General features: G+C 56.0%; 19 protein-coding genes. 11 read left to right on the plus strand and 8 right to left on the minus strand.

What is annotated here, in order from left to right; all coding sequences use genetic code 11:
* Nucleotides 1–97 precede the first annotated feature (97 nt).
* From paaZ to LCM21_RS06900, 9 genes are all read left to right on the plus strand, one after another.
* Nucleotides 98–2,128 (plus strand): phenylacetic acid degradation bifunctional protein PaaZ, encoded by a 2,031-nt coding sequence (gene paaZ / locus LCM21_RS06860; protein ID WP_224889930.1) that lies wholly within the window; start codon nucleotides 98–100, stop codon nucleotides 2,126–2,128.
* Between the two features lie 127 nt (nucleotides 2,129–2,255).
* Complete coding sequence (locus LCM21_RS06865; RefSeq protein WP_319003905.1) at nucleotides 2,256–2,993, plus strand: PaaX family transcriptional regulator C-terminal domain-containing protein; 738 nt, start codon at nucleotides 2,256–2,258, stop codon at nucleotides 2,991–2,993.
* A gap of 210 nt (nucleotides 2,994–3,203) precedes the next feature.
* The gene (gene pcaF / locus LCM21_RS06870) at nucleotides 3,204–4,406 is read left to right on the plus strand and encodes a 3-oxoadipyl-CoA thiolase (protein WP_224889932.1); all 1,203 of its coding nucleotides are present in this window, start codon (nucleotides 3,204–3,206) and stop codon (nucleotides 4,404–4,406) included.
* 68 nt (nucleotides 4,407–4,474) lie between these two features.
* Nucleotides 4,475–5,452, plus strand: coding sequence for a 1,2-phenylacetyl-CoA epoxidase subunit PaaA (gene paaA, locus LCM21_RS06875; protein ID WP_068332919.1), 978 nt, complete (start codon nucleotides 4,475–4,477; stop codon nucleotides 5,450–5,452).
* Nucleotides 5,453–5,475: 23 nt separating this feature from the next.
* Nucleotides 5,476–5,760, plus strand: a complete 285-nt coding sequence (paaB, locus tag LCM21_RS06880; RefSeq protein WP_039130972.1) for a 1,2-phenylacetyl-CoA epoxidase subunit PaaB — start codon at nucleotides 5,476–5,478, stop codon at nucleotides 5,758–5,760.
* Nucleotides 5,760–6,518, plus strand: coding sequence for a 1,2-phenylacetyl-CoA epoxidase subunit PaaC (gene paaC, locus LCM21_RS06885; RefSeq protein WP_224889933.1), 759 nt, complete (start codon nucleotides 5,760–5,762; stop codon nucleotides 6,516–6,518). Before paaB ends, paaC begins: the two co-directional genes overlap by 1 nt.
* 6 nt (nucleotides 6,519–6,524) lie before the next feature.
* Nucleotides 6,525–6,986, plus strand: coding sequence for a 1,2-phenylacetyl-CoA epoxidase subunit PaaD (gene paaD, locus LCM21_RS06890; protein ID WP_224889934.1), 462 nt, complete (start codon nucleotides 6,525–6,527; stop codon nucleotides 6,984–6,986).
* 13 nt (nucleotides 6,987–6,999) lie between these two features.
* Nucleotides 7,000–8,073 carry a 2Fe-2S iron-sulfur cluster-binding protein gene (locus tag LCM21_RS06895; RefSeq protein ID WP_224889935.1) on the plus strand — a complete coding sequence of 358 codons (1,074 nt, stop codon included), beginning with the start codon at nucleotides 7,000–7,002 and terminating at the stop codon, nucleotides 8,071–8,073.
* 13 nt (nucleotides 8,074–8,086) lie between these two features.
* The gene (locus tag LCM21_RS06900) at nucleotides 8,087–8,857 is read left to right on the plus strand and encodes a Phenylacetic acid catabolic protein (RefSeq protein WP_224889936.1); all 771 of its coding nucleotides are present in this window, start codon (nucleotides 8,087–8,089) and stop codon (nucleotides 8,855–8,857) included.
* Nucleotides 8,858–8,995: 138 nt separating this feature from the next.
* Here the strand turns inward: LCM21_RS06900 and LCM21_RS06905 are convergent, their stop codons facing one another.
* The 5 genes from LCM21_RS06905 to hmgA all read right to left on the minus strand — a co-directional run bounded on the left by LCM21_RS06905 (nucleotide 8,996) and on the right by hmgA (nucleotide 14,561).
* On the minus strand, nucleotides 8,996–9,184 hold the full coding sequence (locus tag LCM21_RS06905; protein WP_068332935.1) for a DUF2783 domain-containing protein: 189 nt from the start codon (nucleotides 9,182–9,184) through the stop codon (nucleotides 8,996–8,998).
* A gap of 4 nt (nucleotides 9,185–9,188) precedes the next feature.
* Nucleotides 9,189–10,814 (minus strand): FAD-dependent oxidoreductase, encoded by a 1,626-nt coding sequence (locus tag LCM21_RS06910; RefSeq protein ID WP_224889937.1) that lies wholly within the window; start codon nucleotides 10,812–10,814, stop codon nucleotides 9,189–9,191.
* A gap of 42 nt (nucleotides 10,815–10,856) precedes the next feature.
* Complete coding sequence (locus LCM21_RS06915) at nucleotides 10,857–11,807, minus strand: MBL fold metallo-hydrolase (protein WP_224889938.1); 951 nt, start codon at nucleotides 11,805–11,807, stop codon at nucleotides 10,857–10,859.
* An 86-nt stretch (nucleotides 11,808–11,893) separates the two neighbouring features.
* The gene (fahA, locus tag LCM21_RS06920; RefSeq protein WP_224889939.1) at nucleotides 11,894–13,150 is read right to left on the minus strand and encodes a fumarylacetoacetase; all 1,257 of its coding nucleotides are present in this window, start codon (nucleotides 13,148–13,150) and stop codon (nucleotides 11,894–11,896) included.
* A gap of 55 nt (nucleotides 13,151–13,205) precedes the next feature.
* Nucleotides 13,206–14,561 carry a homogentisate 1,2-dioxygenase gene (gene hmgA / locus LCM21_RS06925; protein ID WP_224889940.1) on the minus strand — a complete coding sequence of 452 codons (1,356 nt, stop codon included), beginning with the start codon at nucleotides 14,559–14,561 and terminating at the stop codon, nucleotides 13,206–13,208.
* Nucleotides 14,562–14,696: 135 nt separating this feature from the next.
* Here hmgA and LCM21_RS06930 point away from each other — a divergent pair, with 135 nt between their 5' ends.
* Nucleotides 14,697–15,134: a MarR family winged helix-turn-helix transcriptional regulator gene (locus tag LCM21_RS06930; protein ID WP_224889941.1), complete on the plus strand. Its 438-nt coding sequence runs from the start codon at nucleotides 14,697–14,699 to the stop codon at nucleotides 15,132–15,134.
* Nucleotides 15,135–15,752 carry a maleylacetoacetate isomerase gene (maiA, locus tag LCM21_RS06935; RefSeq protein WP_224889942.1) on the plus strand — a complete coding sequence of 206 codons (618 nt, stop codon included), beginning with the start codon at nucleotides 15,135–15,137 and terminating at the stop codon, nucleotides 15,750–15,752. It abuts the gene before it with no gap.
* Here maiA and LCM21_RS06940 read toward each other — a convergent pair.
* The 3 genes from LCM21_RS06940 to LCM21_RS06950 all read right to left on the minus strand — a co-directional run bounded on the left by LCM21_RS06940 (nucleotide 15,749) and on the right by LCM21_RS06950 (nucleotide 19,328).
* Entirely contained in the window at nucleotides 15,749–16,204 is a 456-nt protein-coding gene (locus LCM21_RS06940; protein WP_224889943.1) for a MarR family winged helix-turn-helix transcriptional regulator, read from the minus strand. The two genes, maiA and LCM21_RS06940, sit on opposite strands and share 4 nt — an antisense overlap.
* Nucleotides 16,205–16,511: 307 nt before the next feature.
* On the minus strand, nucleotides 16,512–17,891 hold the full coding sequence (locus tag LCM21_RS06945) for a pyridoxal phosphate-dependent decarboxylase family protein (RefSeq protein WP_224889944.1): 1,380 nt from the start codon (nucleotides 17,889–17,891) through the stop codon (nucleotides 16,512–16,514).
* A 450-nt stretch (nucleotides 17,892–18,341) separates the two neighbouring features.
* Nucleotides 18,342–19,328: a zinc-dependent alcohol dehydrogenase family protein gene (locus LCM21_RS06950; RefSeq protein ID WP_224889945.1), complete on the minus strand. Its 987-nt coding sequence runs from the start codon at nucleotides 19,326–19,328 to the stop codon at nucleotides 18,342–18,344.
* Nucleotides 19,329–19,391 lie beyond the last annotated feature (63 nt).

Here is a 19,391-nt window from a genome sequence, read left to right on the forward strand (position 1 = left end):
CCGGTCAATTTAATGACCGACCATACGGTGGATAAAACGATTATGATAACCGCGCGCATAGGGCCGCGAAGATCATCTCAGGACTGAGGAGAGACTCATGACGATCCAGCAAATTTCAAGTTTCGCGGCCGGTGAGTGGATCGCGCCGGGTGAAGGGGCCCGCAATATTGCAAGCGCTGTGACAGGCGAAGTTTTTGCCACTGCAGGCAACAACCGATTGGATGTGCAGGGCATGTTGGACTATGCGCGCAATGTCGGTGGGCCAGCGTTGCGCAAGTTGACGTTTCACCAGCGCGCCAAGATGCTTAAAGCGCTGGCGCAGCATCTGGGTCAGAACAAACAGGCCATGTACGACCTGTCTTTCAATACGGGCGCGACACAGTCGGATCATCTGATCGATATCGACGGCGGGATCGGCACAATGTTCGTGTTTGCCTCGAAAGGTCGCCGCGATATGCCGGATGGTCACGTTTATCTGGATGGTGATGTCGAGCAGCTTTCGCGCAATGGTACGTTTCTGGGTCAGCACATCTGCACACCGCTGCGTGGTGTGGCAGTCCATATCAACGCGTTCAACTTTCCGGTTTGGGGCATGTTGGAAAAGCTCGCTCCGACCTTGCTGGCGGGTGTACCGGCCATCGTGAAACCGGCGACGAATTCTTGCTACGTGACCGAACTGTGCGTGCGGCTAATGCTGGAGTCAGGCATTCTACCTGCCGGAGCGCTGCAACTCGTTTCAGGTGGACTGGGTGATATGCTGGATCATCTGACCATGCAGGACGTGGTCAGTTTTACCGGATCCGCCGATACCGCGCTGAAGTTACGGTCCAACCCCGTTATTCTTGAGAACTCCGTACGTTTCGTGGCGGAGCAGGACAGCCTGAACTGTTCAGTTCTGGGCGTTGATGCGGAGCCGGGAACGCCTGAGTTTGATCTGTTCGTCAAGGAAGTTCAGCGCGAGATGACCACGAAAGCAGGTCAGAAATGTACCGCAATCCGTCGGATAATCGCACCTGAAACCCATGTGCAGGCGGTGATCGAGGCCCTTTCCGCACGGCTGGAAAAAACGGTCATTGGTGACCCGAAACTTGAAACGACGCGCATGGGTGCTTTGGTCTCTAATAGCCAGAAACGGGACGTACTGGAAAAGGCGGCGATCATTGGCCAGGAGGCGGAGCGCGTGTTTGGCAATCCGGACGCGTTCGACGTTGACGGCGCTGATGGTGATAAGGGGGCTTTCTTGCCGCCAATGCTGTTCCATTGCGCTAACCCCGATACGGCAAAGCGCGTTCATGACACCGAAGCCTTCGGCCCCGTCAGTACCATCATGGGCTATCGGGACACGGACCACGCGATTGAGCTGGCGAACAAGGGGCAGGGCTCTCTGGTCGCTTCGGTCATTACCCGAGACGCAGACGTGGCGCGCAGTTTTGCATTGGGTGCCGGGGCTTTTCATGGGCGGCTTTACTTTAACAACCGCGACTCGATGAAAGAGTCCACCGGCCACGGCTCACCCTTGCCGCATTTGGTTCATGGTGGTCCCGGTCGCGCGGGTGGTGGTGAGGAAATGGGCGGTGTGCGTGGTGTGAAACACTACATGCAGCGCACGGCCATTCAGGGTTCACCCGACCTGTTGACGGCGATTGGGTCCAAATGGGTTCCGGGCGCGACCGAGATCAAGGGTCCTGCCCATCCATTCACCCGCCGGTTCAATGATTTGGCTATTGGTGAGACCCTCCATACGGCGCCCCGGACCATAACGATTGACGACATCCAGCATTTTGCGGACTTCACCGGCGATACCTTCTATGCGCACACGGACGAGGCTGCGGCGGAACGTAATCCGTTCTTTCCGGGCCGCGTCGCGCACGGATACCTGTTGTTGTCCTTCGCAGCCGGTTTGTTTGTTGAGCCGAACGAAGGACCGGTTTTGGCCAACACGGGTCTGGACGGGTTGCGCTTTATGAAACCTGTCGTGGCAGGGGATACCATCAAGGTTCGTCTCACGGTCAAGAAAAAGACAAAACGAAACGATCAGTATGGTGAGGTGCGCTGGCACGTCACCCTGACTCAGCAGGATGACGAACTGGTTGCAGAATACGAGCTGCTGACAATGGTGGCATACTGATGATCACGGGCTGGATGGTAATTCAATCCGGCCCGCTTATACTGGGCCTATGAAAGACGCTGCCTCAGACTGGTTCGACACGTGTGTCAGTCATTTAACGTCCGAGGGTTCCCTGCGGGTATGGTCGGTGCTTGTCACGATTTTTGGCGATCTGGCGCAAAACAAATCGGATCAAATAAGCGGGTCACTGATCACGGCATTGACTAGCCTTGTTGGAATCAAGGCCGAAGCGACCAGGGTGGCACTGCACCGATTGCGCAAAGAGGGCTGGATAGAAAGTACGCGTGTTGGACGGGCAAGTGTTCATCGTCTTACTGAATATGGCCGCAATCAGAGCGCGACTGCCGCGCCGCGAATTTATGCCCGCGAAGCAAGCTCGCCAGAAATCTGGCATGTGCTGATTTCAAGTAGCTCGGATTCATCCCGAAAGGAACTCGCAGATCTGTTGCTGACAGGGGACTACGTGTCATTGAATCCCGCAACGGCGATGGCGTCGGGACCAATGCCGGACGATCTTGAAGACTTGTTGGGTTTTGAAACCAGTGCGGTTTCTGTTCCCCAATGGTTACAAGACTTGTTCGGGCCAGAGCAGTTGAAACGCGCATATGATGAATTCTGGAAAACAACTTGCGCTATTGATGAGTTGTTGCCGCAGGCCGGGGTGGATGACCCGATGAAAAGGGCAATGCTGCGCGTTCTTATCGTCCATAATTGGCGCCGCATCATACTGCGGCACCCGGTTTTGCCAGCGGATTTTCTGCCGGTTGGCTGGAAGGGTCCTGCCTGCCGCGAGTCCGTATCCAAGCTTTTGGAAAGGTTGCCGCGGCCAGAACTTGTAGCTCTGGAAACAGAACTGGGTAGCTAGGTTCTGACAAGATTTCCCTTTTGCCGATGAGGAGCGCGCAGGTTTGGTTTGTGCGGGAAAACATCGTGGCAAGCTGATCATTCTACATGTTACGAAGTTAGGAGAATAGACCATTATTTGGTAACATGACACTTGCTTCGAATCAGTCGCGACACTATAAACCGACCATACGGTCTATGAATGAACGTGAACGTACGGGAGAATACACACATGGATGCATTCATTTGCGACGCGACGCGCACTCCGATTGGTCGGTACGGTGGTGCTTTGTCGTCGGTCCGCGCGGATGATCTGGCTGCCATTCCGCTTGCTGCTTTGAAAGAGCGGAACCCGCAAGTTGATTGGTCCAGTGTGGATGATGTTGTCTATGGGGATGCGAACCAGGCCGGTGAAAGCAACCGGAACGTGGCACGGATGGCGGCCTTGTTGGCCGGGTTGCCCGTTGACGTTCCGGGAACCACGATAAACCGCCTGTGCGCCAGCGGAATGGATGCGGTTGGAATGGTGGCTCGGGGTATCAAGGCGGGTGACTATGACCTGGCGATCGCAGGTGGCGTAGAAAGCATGTCCCGTGCGCCCTTCGTGATGCCCAAGGCAACGTCTGCGTTCATGCGCAGCAACGCGGTTTACGATACCACCATTGGCTGGCGTTTTGTGAACCCCAAGATGAAACAGGAATACGGCATCGACTCGATGCCGCAAACCGCTGACAACGTGGCCGCTGATTATGGCATCAGCCGCGTGGATCAGGACAGTTTTGCCGCACGCAGCCAAGCCCGTTGGGCGGCTGCGCATGAGGCGGGTCTGTTCGCGGACGAAATCACTCCGGTCTCGGTTCCGCAGCGCAAAGGTGATCCGATCGTGATCGACACCGATGAACACCCCCGACCGGGAACAACGGCAGAAAAACTGTCGGGTCTCAAGGGCGTCAACGGACCGGATAAGACTGTTACGGCCGGCAATGCATCCGGGGTCAACGACGGTGCGGCAGCCATTTTGATGGCAAATGAAACAGCGGCAGAAAAGAATGGGCTTTCCCCAATTGCTCGGGTTGTGGGTATGTCGGTTGCCGGTGTCGAACCGCGCATCATGGGAATTGGCCCTGTTCCCGCCAGCCGCAAGGTATTGGCACGTGCCGGACTGACTATTGAACAGATGGATGTGATAGAGTTGAACGAAGCATTTGCGTCTCAGGGGTTGGCGACGCTTCGGGAATTGGGTCTGCCGGACGACGCGCCACACGTTAACCCCAATGGCGGTGCCATTGCCATTGGCCACCCTCTTGGCATGTCCGGGGCGCGACTGGTGTTGACTGCGGCCTACCAACTGCGCCGGACAGGCGGGCGGTATGCGCTGTGTACAATGTGCGTGGGTGTTGGGCAGGGCGCAGCTTTGATTTTGGAACGGGTTTGATAGGCAGATCACAGAGTTGACCGCGCACATTGGTTCAATTCTGGCTCAGCCTGAGAGGAGGAAATACGATGTACGCTCAAATGGTTAAGTCTGAGGCCACGAATGATGACCCCGAAAAGCTTGCCGAATTTCAGGCAAAGATTGACGCGGACATCAAGATTGAGCCGAAGGATTGGATGCCGCAAGGGTATCGCAAGACCCTGATCCGCCAAATCGGTCAGCACGCTCATTCTGAGATTGTCGGACAATTGCCCGAAGGCAACTGGATCACCCGCGCGCCCACGTTGGAGCGCAAGGCGATCCTGCTGGCCAAGGTTCAGGATGAGGCCGGGCACGGGCTTTACCTATATGGCGCAGCGGAAACACTGGGCGTCAGCCGGGACGAGTTGACCGAGATGCTGCTGGACGGCCGGATGAAATACTCTTCGATCTTCAACTACCCCACACTGAATTGGGCCGATATCGGCGCAGTTGGATGGTTGGTCGACGGTGCCGCGATCATGAACCAGGTCCCGCTTCAGCGGACCTCGTACGGGCCGTACTCACGCGCCATGATCCGCATCTGCAAGGAAGAAAGCTTTCACCAGCGTCAGGGGTACGATGCCATTCGCAAGATGGCCGAGGGCACGCCTGAGCAGAAGAAAATGGCGCAAGATGCTCTGAACCGCTTTTGGTACCCTTCGCTGATGATGTTCGGGCCTTCGGACAAGGACTCGGTGCACTCTGCTCAATCCATGGCTTGGAAGATCAAAATAAACACCAACGACGAACTTCGTCAGAAATTCGTTGATCAGACCGTGCCGCAGGCCGAATACCTTGGGCTGACCGTCCCGGACCCGGACCTGAAATGGAACGAAGAGCGCGGCCATTACGATTTCTCGGAACCGGACTGGTCCGAGTTCTTTGACGTCATCAAAGGCAACGGTCCTTGCAACACGGATCGTTTAACCGCACGGAACAAAGCCTGGGACGACGGGCAGTGGGTCCGTGATGGATTACTGGCCCACGCAAAGAAGAAACGTGCCCGCCATCTGGCTGCTGAATAAGCCTGACCTGAGGAGGAAACCCGATGAAAAACGAATGGCCCCTATGGGAAATCTTTATTCGCGGTCAGCATGGCATGAGCCACCGTCATGTCGGTTCGCTGCACGCCCCAGACGCGGAAATGGCGATCAAGAATGCGCGCGATGTGTATACGCGCCGCAACGAAGGCGTATCGATCTGGGTGGTCGAAGCAAACAACATCTCGGCCTCGTCACCCAGTGACAAAGGCCCGCTCTATGAGCCCAGCGAAAGCAAGGTGTATCGTCACCCGACATTTTTTGACATCCCCGACGAAGTGGGGGCGATGTGATGACCCAAGACGAAGCTTTCCTGCAGTTTCTGCTGAGAATGGGTGACAACACGCTCATCCTTGGTCACCGTGTGAGTGAGTGGTGCGGCCATGCGCCAGTACTCGAAGAAGACATCGCATTGGCCAACACCGCGCTGGACCTGATCGGCCAAACCCAGATGTGGTTGGGCCTTGCCGGTGAGGTAGATGGTGGCAAAAGCGCAGATGACCTGGCGTTCCTTCGCGATGCCTGGGATTTCCGCAACGTGCTGATGGTCGAGGTTCCGAATGAAGATTTCGGCCGGACCATGATGCGTCAGTTCCTGTTTGATGCGTGGCACTCGATCTTGCTGGGGCGTCTGATCAAATCGTCAGATGAACGCGTTGCAGCAATCGCAGCCAAGGCTAGCAAAGAGGTTGCGTATCACCTGGAACGCTCAAGCGATACGGTTGTCGGATTGGGCGACGGAACGGCCGAAAGCCATGATCGGATGCAAGCGGCGCTGGACTACCTGTGGCCCTACGTTGGTGAGATGTTCGCCAGTGACGAGATCGACGCCGAGATGGCAAAGGCAGGCATCGCGCCTAACCCCGCCGATCTGCGCGCCGAGTTTGACGCTTTGGTCCAGCGGGTATTGGCGGATGCAACGCTCACAATCCCGGAAAGCGAATTTGCACACAAGGGCGGGCGCAACGGGAAGATGCATACTGAACATCTGGGGCACTTGCTGACGCAGATGCAGTGGCTGCAACGCGCCTATCCCGGCGCAAGCTGGTAAGCCAAAATGAACCAGGTGCCGACAGACCAGATTTGGGAGTGGCTGGATGCCGTTCCGGACCCCGAAATTCCGGTCATTTCAGTGGTTGATTTGGGTATTGTGCGCGATGTCTGCTGGGATGGTGGCACATTGAAGGTGACGGTCACACCGACCTATTCCGGCTGTCCGGCGACATCCATCATCAGTATGGACATCGAAACGGCGTTGCGGGATCACGGGATAAAGGATCTGCGGATCGAAACCAGTATCTCACCCGCATGGACGACCGATTGGCTGAGTGAAAAAGGCCGCGCACGGCTTGAAGAATATGGCATCGCCCCTCCGCAACCGGCGGGCGGTCCGGAACGTTGCCCGCATTGCGGCAGCAAGGCGGTTGAGAAGGTCAGCCAGTTCGGCTCGACGCCGTGCAAGGCGCATTGGCGGTGTACCGACTGTCTTGAACCTTTCGACTATTTCAAGTGCATCTGAGGAGGAGCACCGGATGGCACGTTTTCACGACCTGAAAGTCACCGATATCCACAAGACGATCCGTGATGCGGTGGTTTTGACGCTGGAGCCCGTGAACGGTGCGGCGGAAGACTTTGATTTCACCGCTGGTCAATACCTGACTTTCCGCCGCGATTTTGATGGCGAGGAACTGCGCCGGTCCTACTCGATCTGTGCGGGCAAAGACGATGGCGTATTGCAGGTCGGCATCAAGCGGGTCGAGGGCGGGGCTTTCTCAGGCTGGGCAAACACAGAACTGAGCGTCGGAGATATCGTACAGGCCATGCCGCCGATGGGCAGTTTCCACGCTCCGATCGATGCAAGCGCCGAAAAGAAATATCTTGGTTTTGCCGGAGGTTCGGGCGTCACACCTGTTTTGTCGATCCTTAAAACGACCCTCGCGCGGGAACCCCAATCGCAGTTTACGCTGATCTATGCCAATAAAGGCATCAACACGATCATGTTCCGGGAAGAACTGGAAGACCTCAAGAACCTCTACATGGGTCGTTTCAACGTGATCCATATTCTTGAGACCGATGCGCAGGACATCGACCTTTTCACAGGGTTGGTCACACAGGAAAAATGCGCAGAGTTGTTCAAACACTGGGTCGATATCGACAACGTCGATGCAGCATTTATCTGTGGCCCCGAGCCGATGATGCTGGGCATTGCCGCAGCCCTTCGCGAACACGGGCTGGATGACAGTCAGATCAAATTCGAACTGTTTGCCAGCGCTCAGCCGGGTCGCGCAAAACGCAAGACAAGTTCGGCGGATGCTGACAGGAAAGATAATCAGACCAGTGCATCCATTACGCTGGATGGGTCTACGCAGTCGCTGACTATTCCCAAGAACCTGTCCATTCTGGATGCCGCTTTGGAAAATGCGATGGATGCCCCCTATGCCTGCAAGGCGGGTGTATGTTCGACCTGTCGCTGCAAGGTGCTTGAAGGAGAGGTCGAGATGATCGCCAATCACGCGCTTGAAGACTACGAAGTTGAGAAAGGCTATGTGCTGAGCTGCCAGGCCTATCCCGTAACAGACCGCGTGGTCGTGGATTATGATCAGTAAACGGGAGGCCGACATGACCGACACTATGACCCTCGACAGCTATCTTGCCGCAGGTGGCGTGCTGACCAACCCGTCGAATGTACCGCCGCGTTATCGCGCTGAGCTGATGAAACTGATGGCAACTTTTGTAGACAGCGAACTGGCCGGAGCTGCGGGCTTTGCTGACATCATAAATCTTGGGCCGGGCATCAAAGAACGTATCGCTGCGGCCAAGATCGTGCTTGAGAAAACGGACCATGCGCACCGTGTTCTGAACATCATGGGAGAGTTCGGAGCCGACACGGACCGCTACGCAAACCATCATCCCTGGACGGCGCGGCTAGGCCGCGACGCAGATATCGGAGCGACACGTTCCGAGCATGACATGCGTTTGGCCGTATTCAACTATCCTTTCTCGGGCTGGACGGACGCTGTGATTATGAACCTTCTCATGAGCCGAGCCGTAGCTGAACAATTGGCCGAGTATTCAACGATTTCCTATCAGCCCTTGGCCGAAGCCTTCCGTTCGATTGCCCCAAACGAAGCGCACCACGGCGATTTGGCCCTGGAAGGCGCGACGAAGCTGATCGAAAAGGGCGAAGACCAGCATATGCAGGACTCGGTGAACTACTGGTGGCCTCGCGTCGCAGTGTCTTTCGGAGGCGACGATCCAAAACGGTTCGAGTTTTTAAAATCCCTTGGCCTGCGGCGTAACAAAAACAGTTCCTTGCGAGATCGCTGGAGCCAGAAAATGGCTGAAACGCTAAAGAGCTTGGGAATGAAAACGCCCGCACAGAACGTATGAACAGATAAGAGTCGGTCCGGTCCGCAGACTAAGACGACAGGCCCGATTACGCAGGACATACAGACAGGCGGTGCCTTCCTACCCTCGGGCTTCGGGGGTGTTTCTACGCGAAAATTGACGGGCGAAACAAAAATGAGGTCAGCTTTTCTTTGCAGCCTCCAGCGCCTGTTTCAGCGTTTCCCGCTCTCCGATGTGATTGGACAGGATGAGAATGAGACGAGAGTTCAGCGCCTCGCTTTCCTCATCCGACAACCCCTCATGCGCGGCAATGAGGTCTGCGTAAAAATCATCCGGTGAATACAGGTTGGGTTCAGTAATCAGGGGCATCGGCTTATTCCTTTCCGCAGGCTTTCCGGACTGCTGAACGCAGTGCATGCTCGTCGTATTCACGCCAGCGCGCCGTGACATGCTGATCAGGGCGGATGAGGTACACCGCCTGGCTCTCCGCGCCAAGGTAGCGTTCCGCCAGAGCGCCCGTAGGATCATCAGTGGTGTTCAGGGATACGCTTTTGACTTTGATCCCGTCGATATCGACGCTGTGCGGGACATCGGTGTTGATCGCCAAAATTGCAAAGTCATTTCCAAGCTGATCAAGCAGGAAGCCATCACCAACCGGCGCGTCTTTGCATGGAGACCCCACCCGGGACGCAACAGGACCTCCGGGAAGATCGTCTGCACCATTCAATGGCGAGTGATCATAGGTGCAAGGCACTGACAAACGTCCCGAATTCACCAGAGGCCGCGCAAATGTATAGCGTTCTGCCAGATTGAGGACAGCATCCCGAAAATTCTTGCTCACTTTTGATTTCGGAGTGATGAAATCGGTTGATCGGGTCGAATTCAGGATGTTTTCATCCGCGCCGTAAATCCGTTCGTCATCATAGGTGTCCAGCAGACTTTCCGGGGCTTTGCCCGAGATCACAAGCCCAAGCTTCCAACCAAGGTTATCGACGTCCTGAAGCCCGGAATTTGCGCCGCGCGCGCCAAAGGGCGACACCTGATGCGCGGCGTCGCCAGCGAACAAAACGCGGCCGTGGCGGAACTTGTCCATGCGGCGGCACTGGAAGGTGTAAATGGACGACCAGACCATTTCATAGTCAACATCATCACCCAGCATCGCATCTAACCGCCTGCGGATGTTTTCCTCTTTCAGTTCCTCTTTGCGGTCGACATCCCAGCCGATCTGAAAGTCAATGCGCCATACGTCGTCGGGCTGTTTGTGCAGCAAAGTCGAGGCGCCGGATTTGAAGTATGGTTCGAACCAAAACCAGCGTTCTGTCGGAAACTCGGTACTCTTCATCTTGATGTCGGCAATCAGAAAACTGTCCTGAAACACCCGACCTTCAAAGCCCAGACCAAGCATGTCACGCGTTGGGGAACCAGCGCCATCGCAGGCAATCATCCAGTCCGCCTCAAGCTGATATGGCCCGTCCGGGGTTTCGACGGAAAGAACGACATGGTCGTCTTTCACATCTATGGCATCGACCCGGTTCTTGCCACGGATCTCGATCGGCGCGCCTTGTTCCTGTTCAGTGCAAATGGCGTCGAAAATGAACTTTTCAAAGTATGGCTGCTGAAGGTTGATAAATGCAGGGTTGCGATGTCCGGACTCGGGCAACAGGTTGAATTCGTAAACCTGCCGATCGTCCTGAAACACTTTACCGACGTTCCAGACCACCCCTTTGTCGAGCATGGGTGCGCCGCAACCATAGCGGTCTGCGATTTCCAGCGTCCGTTTGGCAAAGCAGATGGCACGGCTGCCCATGCCTATTCCTTCGTGGTCGTCCAGAACCAATGCCGGGATGCCCTGCCGGCCCAGATCAAGCGCCGTGGCCAGACCGATTGGGCCACCGCCAACGATGACGACCGGGTGTCGCACCGCATCAGGCTTGTCCTGATCCTTGGATTTTTCGTACGGGTAAAGCTTGAAGGCGAGGGAATATCGGTCTTGAAACATCGTCGTACCTACCTTGCAGAATATGGCTGAGATGATCTGAGATCACCCTTGCAGTTGTTCCCACATTTCGAGATCCCGTTTGTCGGTCCAGATGCGTGGGTGCCAGATACCGCGGGCTTCGTCATATGCGCGCGAGACGTTAAATGGCAGGCAGTGTTCATAGATAGCGTAGTCTATGAACTTGGGGTCACAGGCATCGCGGACAGCGTCCCAGGCGTCTTTCAGGCTGCCGCCTTTCATGGCCACCTTCTTTGCGGGCTCATAGGTTGAGTTGACGAAGTCGCGGGTACTTTCGATCGCGCGCTCGACCGCCTCTTTGCCGATCAGTGCACCGCCGCGACCCGGGGCAATGGCGTCGACGTCATAGGCTTTGATATTGTCCAGCGTCTGACCCCAATCTGAAAAGTATCCGTCGCCGCAATAGCAGGCCGAATGGTCCTCGACGATATCGCCGGTAAACATAACGTTTTGGTCGGGCACATGGATCACCGCATCGCCTGCAGTATGGGCGCGGCCGATCTGTTTGATATCGACGCGGCGGTTGCCGAGGTAGACGGTCATGCTGTCGCTGAAGGTGGTGGTCGGGTAGGTCAGACCCGGAATGCTTTCATGGCCCTCAAATAGGCGCGGGAAGCGTTGGAATTCGCTGTCCCAGTCTTCCTGCCCGCGCTCAACAACCATCGAACGGGCAACATCGGACATGATCACTTGCGGTGCCTTGTAGGCCGAGGCCCCCAGAACGCGCACTGCGTGGTAGTGGGTCAGCACGAGGTGGCTGATCGGCTTGTCGGTGACCTCGCGCACCTTGTCGATCACTTTATTTGCCAGACGCGGGGTGGCCTGAGCTTCGACAATCATGACGCTGTCATCGCCAATGATTACGCCCGAGTTCGGGTCGCCTTCGGCGGTGAAGGCCCACAGGCCATCGCCGATCTCATCAAAGGTGATTTTCTTTTCGGTCAGGTCGCCTTGCGACGCAAATGCCTTGGCCATGTGGTTTTATCCTTCTGACGTTGCGCCGGTGGTTGGATCGCGAAGCCTCCGGCGTGGGTAACCTTGAAACGCTTATGATCAGACCGTCATCTGCCGTAGGGATCGTCGAGCGCCGGCAGAACCTGCCCTGTGCAGTCACCGAACCCGATTGTATAGCCATCGCCTTTGGCTGCGCCTGAAAGGGTCAGGGTATCGCCGTCTTCGATGAAGCTGCGGGTCTCGCCGGTGTCGAGCGTAATCGGCTCCTTGCCTCCCCAGCTGAGTTCCAGCAGGGACCCGCGATTCTGCTTTTCCGGGCCGGAAATCGTGCCGGAGCCCAGCAAATCGCCGGTATTCATCGGGCAGCCGGATGTAGTGTGATGGGCCAATTGCTGCGCCGCCGAGTAATACATCTCATTATAGTTGGTCCTGGCAATGGTTGTGGCCGTCTTGCCCTTGGGGGCCATCGTGATCGACAGGTCGATGTCATACAGCATCGGGCCGCAATCTTGCAGGTGATCCAGCAACTCGAACTCCCGCGCAGGGGTGTCGCAGCGGAACGGCTCAAGCGCAGCTTTGGTCACGATCCAAGGACTGATTGAGGTCGCGGTGGCCTTGGCCTGAAACGGCCCCAGGGGCTGATATTCCCAAGCCTGAATGTCGCGCGCCGACCAGTCGTTCAGCAGCACGTATCCAAAGATGTTGTCGTCGGCTTGCTGAACCGAGATCGGACCATCAGACGGGGTACCAACGATGGCGCCCATCTCAAGCTCAATATCGAACCGCTGCGACGGGGCAAACCGGGGCACGGTGTCGTTCGGTCCTTTCAGCTGTCCCCAAGGCCGGCGAATATCTGTGTCCGAGACTACCACCGATGAGGCACGCCCGTTGTAGCCGATCGGGATATGCAGCCAGTTTGGTGGCAGCGCGTTTTCCGGACCGCGAAACATTGTGCCGACATTCTGGGCGTGATGACGACCCGCGTAGAAATCAGTGTATTCGCTGACCGCGAAGGGCATGTGCATCTCGGCATCGTCTTGTGCGACAAGCAAGGGCTCAACTCTAGTTTGGTCTTCCGAGCCGTCGGCCAAGAGACTTGTCAGCCGGTCTCGCAACGCGGTCCAGACAGCCGGGCCTTCTTCCATCAACGGGTTCCAGAAGGGCAGATCGAACAGGGGTTCGTCGCTCAGTGCAATCAGACCTTCGGCCTCGGCGGCGCAGACGTCCAGGATCATGTCGCCAATGGCCACACCGCAACGCGGCTCGGCACCTTCGGTCGAAAATACCCCATAGGGCAGGTTGTTCAGAGGAAAGGGATGGGCCTCATCATTGGCTGAGGTCACCCAGGATTTCATCATAGGCATTATATTTCCTGACTTTTAGCACGAGAACGGGACTCGTCGATGCGGTCGTGTTGCATCACTTCTTTCCGGGCGTGCCGTCGAATTTCTTTTCAATATCCGTCCAGCAATCGATGTAATCGTCCTGAAGCGGTGCCTCTTTCGCGGCAAACCCGGTTAGGTGCTGCGGGAAGCGGGTTTCGAACATGAATGACATGGTGTTGTCGAGCTTGTCCGGCCCAAGATTGGCATTTGACGCCTTCTCAAAGGCTTCTTTGTCTGGCCCATGTGGAAGCATCATGTTGTGAAGGCTCATACCGCCCGGAACGAAGCCCTGAGGTTTCGCGTCATACTGGCCGTAAATGTTGCCCATCAACTCGGACATAATGTTCTTGTGGTACCACGGCGGGCGGAACGTGTCTTCCATCACCATCCAACGCTCGCGAAACAGGACAAAGTCAATATTGGCTGTTCCGGGATGTCCCGAAGGCGCGGTGAGGACGGTAAAGATCGACGGGTCCGGATGGTCAAAAAGGATCGCTCCGACCGGGCAATAGGCGCGGAGATCGTATTTGTACGGCGCGTAGTTGCCGTGCCAGGCCACAACGTCCAGCGGGCTTTGATTGATCTTGGTGACGTGGAACTGGCCGCACCACTTCATCGTCACGGTCGAGGGGACTTCGCGGTCTTCATACGCGGCCACCGGGGCCTTGAAATCGCGCGGGTTGGCCATGCAGTTGGCCCCGATCGGACCGCGACCGGGAAGTTCGAATTTCTGGCCGTAGTTCTCGCAGACAAAACCCCGGCAGGGACCTTCCAGAACTTCGACCCGATAGACAAGGCCGCGCGGGATGATCGCTATCTCTTTCGGTTCTACGTCAATAATCCCCAGCTCGGTCGCAAAGCGCAGGCGGCCTTCCTGCGGAACAACCAGCAGCTCGGAATCGGCCGAGAAGAAATAGTCGTCCACCATAGACGTGTTGACCAGATAGACATGGCTGGCCATGCCCACCTGCGTGTTCACATCGCCTGCCGTGGTCATTGTGCGCATGCCTGTCACCCAGGTCAGCGGCTTATCCGTGTGTTCTACCGGGTCCCACCGGTACTGACCCAAAGAAATGACATCCGGATCAATACAGGGGGCCGATTTCCAATAGGGCAGGTCAATCTTCTCGTATCGATGCGAGTGCTTGACCGATGGGCGAATGCGATAACACCAAGTGCGTTCTGGCGGATTGGCGGTAAAGGCCGTGCCGCTGAGTTGTTCGCCATACAGGCCATAGTTACATCTTTGCGGGCTGTTCATTCCGAGCGGCAAAGCGCCCGGCAGGGCCTCGGTCTCAAAATCATTTGCCCAACCGGGCATGTAGCCCTTGGAAATAGCGTTCCCATCATCGGCGACAGTCAATCCGCTGTGTTTCACGAGTTCATTCATCTGGATCTCCCACTCACTCGATTCGGTAGATTTTGAGCTTGCGGTAAATATTTGTTGCATTTGCAACGTTGTCAATATTTTTGTTGCAGATGCAACGAAAATCTGACTTCAATAGCGTCGAAAGGACCTCGATGCATGAGCCCAACAGACTTGCCAGAATTCGATTTGGAACGGTTTTTGCCGTACCGGTTTACTGTTTTAGCCGCGCGTTTAAGCGCGGAAATGGCGCAGCACTATAAGCACGAATTTGGCATTTCGAACCCCGAATGGCGCGTTCTTGTGAATGTAGGATATGCGGAAAACCCGTCGGTTCGGGACATCGAGAAAAGGGTCAGTCTGGAAAAGTCCAAGGTCAGTCGGGCAGCGGCACGCCTTGAAGCCCGCGGCCTGATTACAAAGGTTGAAGACCCCAATGACCGGCGGTTGGTCAAGCTCGATCTGACAGAAAAAGGCGCTGAACTTCTCAGCCAACTGGTCCCAATCGCGCTGTCGTTTCAATCCAGCCTCGAAAACAAACTTGGTGCATCCGAGGCGACCCTGAATGAGGCGCTCGATTTGCTGTTGGAAGACTGAATGATCAAACTTTATGACTATTGGCGCTCGTCGGCCAGCTATCGCGTTCGGATCGCCCTTGGCCTTGCCGGCGAGAATTGGGAAACCGTCATCGTAGATCTGCTAAATGCCGAGCAGCGTTCCGAGGCACATCTGGCCAGAAATCCTCAGGGCCTTGTGCCGGTGCTGGAAATAGATGGACACAGCTTCACCCAGTCTCTGGCACAGATCGAATACATTGACGAGACCAGAGGCCTTGGCCTTCTGCCGTCTAACCCCGCGAGCCGTGCTGAGGTGCGCGCTTTGTCTTATGCGGTGGCGATGGAGATTCATCCGGTTTGTAATCTACGGGTTGCGAAATGGGCTGTCGAACAATCAGAAAAACAGATCACGATGGAAGGCTGGATGCAGCATTTTATCGGTGAAGGGTTGATGGCTTACGAAGCCATGCTTCAGGGCGGCAGATTTTCTTACGGTGACCGTGTAACGCTGGCCGATGTTTGCCTGATGCCTCAGCTTTACAATGCGCAACGGTGGGGTGTTGATCTGGCTGGTCTTCCCAAGATTGCGCGGATCAAGGACAGTTTGGAGCAGATACCAGCCTTTCAAGATGCCCACCCGGATAACAGCCCGCACTAACCGTCCATTTTTACCTGATCCTGCCCATATTCAGCAACAGCCCGTTGAAGCGCGCGAAGCCCTTCCTTTAGCTTGCTTATGTCTTCATCGCTCATGTGCTCCAGGATCGCGTCTGCACAGTTCTGAACGGCCGGAAAAACTTGGTTGAAAAGAGATCTTCCCGCCTTTGTACAAGTGTACTGGCGCAACCGCCGGTCATTATCTGCCACGGCACGGGCAATCAGGCCTTTGTTCTCAAGTCGGGTCGCAGCACGGCTGACCTGAACCTTGTCCAACGTGGTGCGCTGCGCCAGTTGCAGTGAGTTCAACTGGCCGGCGCTGGCCAGCAAGAACAATAACCGCCATTCTTCACGCGATAAACCGAAAGTGCGGCCATAGACCTGAACAAGCTGGCGCGAAAACGCTTCGGCAGTCGATGCAAGCTGATAGGGGAAATATGTTTCAAGCTTCATTGGAATGCCTCGTTTACCGACATCATATCTCGTTGCATATGCAACGAGATGATCTGAATCAAATTGAAATTTTAATGATTGTGCGGTTGATCCCAATCAGTTCGTCAAAGCTCTACCGGCGCCACGCCTCTTGTAAGTATAAGAGTCCTTTGAGTTACGTCAGTGTCATAGTCGTTAAGTTTGACCCGGATTCTGGGACAGAACACTGTGACAACGGATAGGGTGATCTACATCCAACGCAATAGGGTAGCCGGCCACGCGATGGCCGACGGGGAAGCCTCTGCCCAACTGACACGCCGCGTAGGTACTATGGATTGACAGTTTCCAAGCTCTCACGCGCCGATTGCAGCGTGTTCAACAGAATATCGATATCCTGATCGCTGGTGCGCCAGGAGGATACGCTTATCCGGAGCGCTGGCTTACCCTGCCAGACAGTCGTGCCGAACCACACCTTGCCCGAGCGCTCCACCAGTCGCTGAAGCTCTTTAGTCTGGTCCATAGTGGCACAACGGAAAAGAACCTGATTCAAAACTGGGTCGCAAAGCAGTTCAAACCCAAGAGAGGGCAGAGCCTGTGCGACGCGGTCAGCCATCGCGCAGTGCCTTTCGATGAGTTCAGCAACGCCGGTGCGACCCAAAGTGCGTAACACTGCCCAAATCGGTATGCCGCGGGCACTGCGGGAAAACTCGATGCCAAGGTTCTTCTGACTCTCGGGCGATGCAGTGGAATACACCGCGTCACTGTTCATCGCGGCCGCCATTGCATCGCGGTCACGACAAATGCCTGCCGCACCGTCATACGGGGTATTGAGCCATTTGTGGCCGTCAGTCGTCCAGCTGTCTGCGCCCTCGATACCATTTGTGAGTTCACGCTTTCCCGGGGCTGCACGCGCCCACAGTCCGAAAGCCCCGTCAACATGCACCCATGCGCCGGCTTGTTTCGCTTTTTCAATCAGCGGTTCAAACGGATCAAAGCTGCCAGTATTCACCTCGCCCGCCTGTAGGCACAAAATGGTCTGTGCATCCAATGCAGGGAGTCTTGCCGGATCGATGCGACCAGCGTTGTCAACTGGTGCCTTGATCAGACGGGCTTGGCCGAAACCAAGTATTCTCAGAGCCTTGAGAACGGTAATATGTGCCAATTCAGATACGACAACTTTGATTTCCGGTGCGCCCTGCAACCCCATGGCATCAAAATCCCAGCCGCATTTCTTCAACAACTCGCGTCGTGCGACGCTGAGGCAGACAAGCGTACTGGCGGTTGCCGATGTTCCAAACGCCACACCGCTTTCGCGCGGCAGGTCCAGAATTTCGAGCAACCACTGCGCGGCCACCTTCTCAATCTTGTCGGCAACCGGCGAATTTACCTGAGAGGACGCGCATTGATCCCAAGCCAAAGCAAGACGCTGTGCGGCGGCGGCGACCGGTAGCGTTGCGCCGATCACAAAGCCGAAATACCGGGGACCGTTTGATACCGTAGTCGCTGCTGAGCCGGTTTCATCCAGCAGCGCAAGTGTGTCTTTCGCGGATCCAGCGCCGTCGGGCAAAGGTTCGTCAAACCGCGCAAGTTGCTGCAAGGAAGCGCTGTCGGGAAAAACAGGCATGTCTTCCACTTTGGAAATGTAGCGCGCGGCTCTGGCCTCTGCATCGCTGAGTAGCTGCTGTTCTTCCAATTTAGGCCCTTGCATTTTGCACTTCCTTTCTGAAAACGCTAAGGTGTTGATAGCAGATCAGACGATGGCGGGTATGCTTACCGTGTTTCGGCTGAGTTGCGCGAATTTTGTTTTCCACTTTTTGTTTCTGCGTCGGGAAAAGCCCAGAAGCAAACTCATGCTAAGCCCCCACCGTTCAAGTACTTGTGATGAAGTCGGACTCGATACCGGACACTGCCGCCCGGAAGATGCGCCGCAGTGTCCGGTATCGGGAAAGGTCCCCAAGTCGAACGCTACTGCGGAAGAGGCCTTTCATACCGCGCATTGATACCGATCCACTTGGTCATTCGATGTGGAACTGCGGCCTTTCGGAGAAAAATGGTAAACCGGTTTTAAGGGACGCAAACAAAAAGTCAGCAAGAAGCAATACCTGTAGGTCTTTTGTATCTGCGGTTTCAACACTCGCGAAATTGTTTGCAAGTAGGCTCAGGGCACCAAGACTGCTGCCCCCTGCAAACGCCCCGCACGCAGATCGTCGATTGCTATGTTGGCGTCGATCAACGGATATTGTTGCGTCTGCGTTCGAATGCCCGCCGCTTCGACAAGGGAAAAAAACTCTTCACCGTCTTGCCGGGTCAGGTTTGCGACCGACAGGACATGTCGTTCACCCCACAGATCGCGGTATGGAAAGTCAGGGATATCGCTCATGTGGATGCCTCCGCAAATGACCCGACCTCCTTTTCGGACGGCTTTGAGCGCCATTGGAACAAGCGCGCCGACGGGTGCGAAAATTATCGCCGCATCCAGTTCGTTTGGTGGCAGTTGATCGGAATCACCTGCCCATACCGCCCCTAGGTTTCGCGCAAAGCTTTGTGCTTCAACGTCGCCGGGCCGGGTCAACGCATAGACATTACGGCCTTGCCAGATTGCCAGTTGTGCCAGGATATGCGCAGCGGCGCCGAAGCCGTAGAATCCGATTTCCGTTGCATCTCCTGCCATGCGCAGACTGCGAAACCCAATCAGCCCTGCACACAGCAGCGGTGCCAGCGCAACCGGATCAGCGGAGTCCGGCAACGCAAAAACATATCGCGCATCGGCCACGCACGCTTCGGCAAAACCGCCGTTCCGCGTGTAGCCGGTAAAGAGCGGCGCATCACACAGGTTTTCCTGCGCGTCCCGGCAATAACGGCACTGCCCACACGTTGAGCCAAGCCAAGGTACGCCGACACGCTGGCCGATTTTCAAATCCGTGACCGCTTCGCCTTTGCGCAGGATGCGCCCGACAATTTCATGCCCAGGAACCAATGGAAGCTCGGGGTGTGTCAGGTCACCATCAAGGATGTGCAAGTCAGTGCGGCAGACACCGCAGGCCTCAATTCGGATGAGAACATCATGGGGACCAGTTGCGGGAAGTTCGATGTTTTCTTGACGAAGCGTGCTGCCATCGCCCGTAAAGACCATTGCAAGTGTCATCCTAGTGCTCCCTGTGAATGACCGCTCAACCTCAAATTAACCCCAATTTATCATAGCACGAGG

This window comes from Ruegeria profundi, from assembly GCF_020171505.1.
GTDB lineage: Bacteria > Pseudomonadota > Alphaproteobacteria > Rhodobacterales > Rhodobacteraceae > Ruegeria > Ruegeria profundi.

What these genes read in the sequence shown, in the direction of transcription:
- paaZ (WP_224889930.1), top strand. Translation starts at nt 98, where the DNA reads ATGACGATCCAGCAAATTTCAAGTTTCGCGGCCGGTGAGTGGATCGCG.
- pcaF (WP_224889932.1), top strand. Translation starts at nt 3,204, where the DNA reads ATGGATGCATTCATTTGCGACGCGACGCGCACTCCGATTGGTCGGTAC.
- paaA (WP_068332919.1), top strand. Translation starts at nt 4,475, where the DNA reads ATGTACGCTCAAATGGTTAAGTCTGAGGCCACGAATGATGACCCCGAA.
- paaB (WP_039130972.1), top strand. Translation starts at nt 5,476, where the DNA reads ATGAAAAACGAATGGCCCCTATGGGAAATCTTTATTCGCGGTCAGCAT.
- paaC (WP_224889933.1), top strand. Translation starts at nt 5,760, where the DNA reads ATGACCCAAGACGAAGCTTTCCTGCAGTTTCTGCTGAGAATGGGTGAC.
- paaD (WP_224889934.1), top strand. Translation starts at nt 6,525, where the DNA reads ATGAACCAGGTGCCGACAGACCAGATTTGGGAGTGGCTGGATGCCGTT.
- LCM21_RS06895 (WP_224889935.1), top strand. Translation starts at nt 7,000, where the DNA reads ATGGCACGTTTTCACGACCTGAAAGTCACCGATATCCACAAGACGATC.
- LCM21_RS06900 (WP_224889936.1), top strand. Translation starts at nt 8,087, where the DNA reads ATGACCGACACTATGACCCTCGACAGCTATCTTGCCGCAGGTGGCGTG.
- LCM21_RS06905 (WP_068332935.1), bottom strand. Translation starts at nt 9,184, where the DNA reads ATGCCCCTGATTACTGAACCCAACCTGTATTCACCGGATGATTTTTAC.
- LCM21_RS06910 (WP_224889937.1), bottom strand. Translation starts at nt 10,814, where the DNA reads ATGTTTCAAGACCGATATTCCCTCGCCTTCAAGCTTTACCCGTACGAA.
- LCM21_RS06915 (WP_224889938.1), bottom strand. Translation starts at nt 11,807, where the DNA reads ATGGCCAAGGCATTTGCGTCGCAAGGCGACCTGACCGAAAAGAAAATC.
- fahA (WP_224889939.1), bottom strand. Translation starts at nt 13,150, where the DNA reads ATGCCTATGATGAAATCCTGGGTGACCTCAGCCAATGATGAGGCCCAT.
- hmgA (WP_224889940.1), bottom strand. Translation starts at nt 14,561, where the DNA reads ATGAATGAACTCGTGAAACACAGCGGATTGACTGTCGCCGATGATGGG.
- LCM21_RS06930 (WP_224889941.1), top strand. Translation starts at nt 14,697, where the DNA reads ATGAGCCCAACAGACTTGCCAGAATTCGATTTGGAACGGTTTTTGCCG.
- maiA (WP_224889942.1), top strand. Translation starts at nt 15,135, where the DNA reads ATGATCAAACTTTATGACTATTGGCGCTCGTCGGCCAGCTATCGCGTT.
- LCM21_RS06940 (WP_224889943.1), bottom strand. Translation starts at nt 16,204, where the DNA reads ATGAAGCTTGAAACATATTTCCCCTATCAGCTTGCATCGACTGCCGAA.
- LCM21_RS06945 (WP_224889944.1), bottom strand. Translation starts at nt 17,891, where the DNA reads ATGCAAGGGCCTAAATTGGAAGAACAGCAGCTACTCAGCGATGCAGAG.
- LCM21_RS06950 (WP_224889945.1), bottom strand. Translation starts at nt 19,328, where the DNA reads ATGACACTTGCAATGGTCTTTACGGGCGATGGCAGCACGCTTCGTCAA.